Below are 5,140 nucleotides of genomic sequence, written 5' to 3' on the forward strand. Positions count from 1 at the left end.
GCCATGGGGCGCGCGGCCATCGAGTACTACGAGGACGGAGCCACGCTGGGCAAGCTCACCGACGCCGTGGCCGCGGCGCGCGACAAGGTGGTGCAGGCCGCCGCGAAGCGCGCTGCGCAGAAGGCGCAGGCGACCGGGGCGAAGGCCATGGACGCCGTGCGCGACCGCGCCGGGCGCGCGGCACAGGCGGCCGGCGGGGTGCGCGATGCCGCCCTCACGCGCTTCGCTTCCGGCAAAGTCCGCTGATTCTCCCGCTAAAGCAAACCGAAGAAGGGAAACGAGTTTGATGACGGATCTCTGGCCGCGTCTGGAGCCGCTGCTCGCCGCTGCGGAGCGCCCCGCGCGCTACCTCAACCACGAGTTCGGCTGCGTGTACAAGCCCGAAGCGGACTTCCGCTTCTGCATGGTGTATCCCGATACCTACGAGCTGGGGCAGGCGAACCAGGCGCTGCGCATCCTCGTGAACGTGGTGAACGCCGTCGACGGGATGGCCGCCGAGCGCGCGTTTCTTCCTGCGCCCGCCATGTGCGACACGCTGCGCGCCGAGGGCATCCCGCTGTTCAGCATAGAGAGCTGCGCGCCGCTCGCCGAGTTCGACGCCGTGGGCATCACATTGCCGCACGAGCTGGCGGCTACGAACGTGCTTGAGACGCTCGATTTGGCAGGCATCCCGCTGCATGCAGACGAGCGCGCCGAAAGCGACCCGCTCGTGGTGGGGGGCGGCCCCTGCGCCTACAACCCCGAGCCCTACGCGCCGTTCTTCGACGCGTTCAGCATCGGCGAAGGGGAGGAGGCCTTGCCGCGCGGCCTGGCCGTCGTCCGCCGCCTGCGCGCCGAGGGCGCTGCGCGCGCCGACATCCTGCGCGCGCTGGCCGACGAGCCGGGCTGGTACGTGCCGTCGCTGTACCGCTGGCGTGCCGAGGACGAGGCGCAGGAAGCGGGCTCGTGGATCGAGCCTTTGGAAGAGGGCCTGCCTCTGCGCATCGAGAAGAGCCTGTTCGAGGGCTTCGCGGAAAGCCCTGGCTGGGAGCCGTGCATCGTGCCGTTCACCGAGGTGGTGCACGACCGCCTGAACGTGGAGGTGCTGCGCGGGTGCGCCCGCGGCTGCCGCTTCTGCCAGGCGGGCATGATGTACCGCCCCGTGCGCGAGCGCTCGGCCGACAACGTGGTGGAATCGGTGGTGCAAGGCCTGGCCGAGACGGGCTACGACGAGGTCAGCCTCACGTCGCTGTCGTCCACCGACCACTCGCAGATCGCCTCTATCCTCACGCGCATCAACCGCGCCTGCGACGGGAAGGGCGTGCGCATCTCGGTGCCTTCGCAGCGCCTCGACTCGTTCGGCGTGGACATGGCCGAGCTGGTGGCCGGCCAGAAGAAGGGCGGCCTCACGTTCGCGCCCGAGGCGGGCACGCAGCGCCTGCGCGACGTCATCAACAAGAACGTCACCGAAGACGACCTGTTCGGCGCGTTGGACGCCGCGTTCAAGGCGGGGTGGCGCCGCTGCAAGCTGTACTTCATGATAGGCCTTCCCACCGAGACCGACGACGACATCAAGGGCATCGCGAGCCTCGCGCAGCGAGCCTACGACCGCATGAAGGCCGCCACGCCTCCCGAGCAGCGCGGATCCTTGCGCATGAGCGTGTCGTGCGCGCTGTTCGTGCCGAAGGCGCAGACGCCGTTCCAGTGGGACGGGCAGATCCCGCCCGAGGAGGCGCTGCGGCGCGTGCAGCTGCTGCGCAACTCGGTGAAGTACCGCGCCGTGGACGTGCACTGGCATGATCCGGCCACCAGCTTCGTGGAGGCCGTGATGAGCCGCGCGGGGCGCGAAGCCGCCGCGTGGGTGGAGACCGCCTGGCGCCGAGGCGCGCGCTTCGACGCGTGGACCGAGTGCTTCGCAGAGGCCGCTTGGCGCGAGGCGGCGGACGAGGTGGGCATCGACCCGGCCGCCATCGCGCAGACGGCGTATCCCACGACCCGCGTCATGCCGTGGGAGCATATTTCCACCGGCGTGTCGACGCGGTGGCTGGCGCGCGAGCGCCGCTTGGCCGACGAGGGCCGCACGACGCCCGACTGCACGTTCGAGAACTGCTCGGCCTGCGGCGCGTGCCCGACGCTCGGGGTGGACAACGAGCTGGCCCAGCCCCGCGTGGCGTCCGGCTCGAACGCGGTCGAGCCCTCGTGCCGTCATGGACGAAGCGGCGAAGCCGAGCTCCTTCGCCATCCCGGGCAAAGCGGCGAAGCCGACGCCTCCTCCGTCATCCTGGGAGAGCGAAGCGAGACGAAGGATCCCGCGCGGCGCGAAGGCGCCGGAAAGGAGGCGACCCATGCCTGATCCGAACCTGTTCCGTCTGCGCATGACGTTCTGCAAGCAGGGACGCCTGGCGATGCTGTCTCATCTCGAAGTGGCGCGCGCTCTCGAGCGCGCGGTGCGCCGCGCAGGCCTGCCGTTCGCAGTGAGCCAGGGCTTCTCGCCCCATATGAAGATCGCGTTCGGCGCGGCGTTGCCCGTGGGTGTGGGCGGCACGCACGAGCTGGCAGACCTGCAGATGACGCGCTACGTGCCTGTCGACGAGGCGCTTGAGGCTCTGCAGCGCGCAAGCGTGCCCGACCTGATGGTGAAGGCGTGCGACTACATCGAGCCGCACGCGCCGGCCGCATCGGCGGCGTACCCTATCGCCGTCTACCGCGCGCTGCTGTCGCACCCTCCCGCAACCTTTCCGGTGCCAGACGAAGTTACGGTGGTGCGCAAGAAGAAGGAGAAGGTGCTGTGCACGGCCGATTTCCTCGTGGGGGAGCTGGAGCTGTCCGGCGCCGTGGCCACGTTCTCGCTGGAATCGAAGCCGACGGGCTCGCTACGTCCCGACGTGCTGCTGCGCGCGTGCTGCGAAGCAGCCGATGCCGTAGCCCCCGAAGCCTCCGCGCCGTTGCGCGTGCTGTCGGTCATGCGCACCGAACAGCGCGCCGCTCGCTGACGGGGAGGGGTCGCATCTTCCGCGCCCGCTTCGAGCAAGAAAAAAAAAGCCCGCCGATCGGCGGGCTTTCTGTATTCAGATGGCGGGATGTACGAGACTCGAACTCGCGACCTCCGACGTGACAGGCCGGCGCTCTAACCAACTGAGCTAACACCCCGTGCTTTGCAGCGCGGAATATATTACCGGGTGTCGCCGATTCGCGCAATACCCCAATTTGAAAAAGTTTGGGAAAGCGTGCGCCGGGTTCGCATGCAGGTTCTGTGATGAGGGAAACATTTTGGTGTGAAATTTCACAGTAGTGATAAAGTTTAGCGACTAAATTGTATACGACAGGAATCGAAGGCAAGGAAGATGAGATGACGGATTCGTTCAATGAGACGAAACGCGAGCTGTACGAGCTTATGCAGCGCTCACGGCGCGAGCGGTTCACGCCGCCAACGCCCGAAGGCGTGACGCCGTCCGAGGCGCGCACGATGATGACGGTCAGCGCTCTTCAGCATACGTGCGAGGACGTCAGGCCGGGTCGCGTCGCGGAGCTGACGCACACGACGCCGAGCGCGTTGTCCCAGACGTTCAAGACCCTCGAGGAGAAGGGCCTCATCGAGCGGCACCGCGCAAGCGGCGATTACCGCGCCGTGTCGGTAAGCCTCACCGAAGAGGGCGAGCGCTTCGCTGCCGAGGGCAGACGTTTGCGCGACGAGCACATGGACGCGGTCATGGAGCACGTGGGTATCGAGGACATGCGGCATCTCGTTCGCATCCTGCGCAAAGTGGTCGAGTTCCACGAGCTGGATCCTGAGGCGACGTGCAAGAGCCGCGCGGAAGGAGATGAGGCGCCGTGCGCATAATTCGCTATCTGAAGAACTGCAAGGTGGCCGTGCTGCTCATCGTGTGCCTGCTCGTCGTGCAGGCGTTCACCGACCTGGCGCTGCCGCACTACACGTCCGATATCGTCGATGTGGGCATCCAGCAGTCCGGCGTGGAGCATGCGGCCACCGACGAGATGACGGCCAAGACCCATGACGAGATCGCTATGATGCTTCCGGTCGACGACGAGCAGACGTTCCGCGACGCTTACACCGAGACGGACGACGGCACGTACAAGCTCAACGACCAGGGCAAGAAGGAGCAGGAGGAGCTCGACCGCATGGTGGCCCTGCCGCTGGTTGCCATCCATTATTCCAGCCAGATCCCCGACCTCGACCTCGACCAGGTGATGCAGGCCTACGAGGCCGGCGCTATCGACAAGCAGAAGATCCTCGATATGCTGGACGAGGCCAAGCAGCATATGGGGGACATGGGCGACTCCATCGTCGACCAGCAGGCCATCGCCGCCGCCAAGGCTGAGTACGAGTCGCTCGGCTACAATCTGTCCGACATGCAGATGGGCTACCTCGTGCGCATCGGCCTTCTGATGTTGGGGCTTGCCGCCCTCGGCATGGTCGCCGCCGTGCTCGTGGGCTTCATCGCCTCGCGCACGGCCGCGAAGGTGGGCGCCACGCTGCGCTCGAAGCTGTTCCGCCGCGTGGTGTCGTTCTCGGACGCCGAGGTGCAAAGTTTCTCGGCCGCCTCGCTCATCACGCGCGGCACGAACGACATCCAGCTGGTGCAGATGGTCACCGTCATGCTGCTGCGCATGGTGCTGTACGCGCCCATCCTCGCCATCGGCGGCATCATCATGGTTTCGCGCACGAACCTCGCCATGAGCTGGATCATCATCTTGGCCGTGGCGGTCATCTTCGTGCTCATCATGGTGCTGATGCGCGTGGCGCTGCCCAAGTTCCAGATCATGCAGACCCTCATCGACCGCGTGAACCTCGTGTCGCGCGAGATCCTCACGGGCCTGCCCGTCATCCGCGCGTTCGACCGCCAGCCTTACGAGGAGAAGCGCTTCGACGAGGCTTCCACCAAGCTCATGAAGACGCAGCTGTTCACGAACCGCGTCATGACGTTCATGATGCCCCTGATGATGCTCATCATGAACGGCGTGTCGGTGCTCATCGTGTGGGTGGGCGGCTCCTACATCGACAACGGCACCATCCAGACGGGCGACCTCATCGCGTTCATCACCTACGCGATGGTCATCATCATGAGCTTCCTCATGATCGGCATGATCTCCATCATGCTGCCGCGCGCCGACGTGGCGGCCCAGCGCGTGAACGAGGTGC

Annotated in this window: 4 protein-coding genes, 1 tRNA gene and 1 pseudogene; 5 read left to right on the forward strand and 1 reads right to left on the reverse strand. The window is 66.5% G+C overall.

Annotated features, from left to right (window positions below):
• The 3 genes and pseudogenes from ACMO6A_RS11680 to ACMO6A_RS11690 all read left to right on the forward strand — a co-directional run.
• Nucleotides 1–246, forward strand: a pseudogene (locus ACMO6A_RS11680) (hypothetical protein); the annotation flags it as partial.
• A gap of 40 nt (nt 247–286) precedes the next feature.
• Nucleotides 287–2,332: a TIGR03960 family B12-binding radical SAM protein gene (locus ACMO6A_RS11685; RefSeq protein WP_418471309.1), complete on the forward strand. Its 2,046-nt coding sequence runs from the start codon at nt 287–289 to the stop codon at nt 2,330–2,332.
• Entirely contained in the window at nt 2,325–2,972 is a 648-nt protein-coding gene (locus ACMO6A_RS11690) for a TIGR03936 family radical SAM-associated protein (RefSeq protein WP_009608313.1), read from the forward strand. The genes ACMO6A_RS11685 and ACMO6A_RS11690 overlap by 8 nt, the downstream gene beginning before the upstream one ends.
• Before the next feature lie 80 nt (nt 2,973–3,052).
• Here ACMO6A_RS11690 and ACMO6A_RS11695 read toward each other — a convergent pair.
• Nucleotides 3,053–3,129 (reverse strand) — tRNA-Asp (locus tag ACMO6A_RS11695).
• A gap of 199 nt (nt 3,130–3,328) precedes the next feature.
• On the opposite strand from ACMO6A_RS11695, the gene ACMO6A_RS11700 reads away from it, so the two are divergent.
• Nucleotides 3,329–3,820 (forward strand): MarR family winged helix-turn-helix transcriptional regulator, encoded by a 492-nt coding sequence (locus ACMO6A_RS11700; protein WP_009304608.1) that lies wholly within the window; start codon nt 3,329–3,331, stop codon nt 3,818–3,820.
• Nucleotides 3,811–5,140 (forward strand): ABC transporter permease (locus ACMO6A_RS11705; RefSeq protein WP_418471310.1); only part of this gene is annotated, 1,330 nt, incomplete at its 3' end. The genes ACMO6A_RS11700 and ACMO6A_RS11705, both read left to right, overlap by 10 nt.

The organism is Eggerthella sp., assembly GCF_048329335.1.
Classification (GTDB): Bacteria; Actinomycetota; Coriobacteriia; order Coriobacteriales; family Eggerthellaceae; genus Eggerthella; species Eggerthella lenta.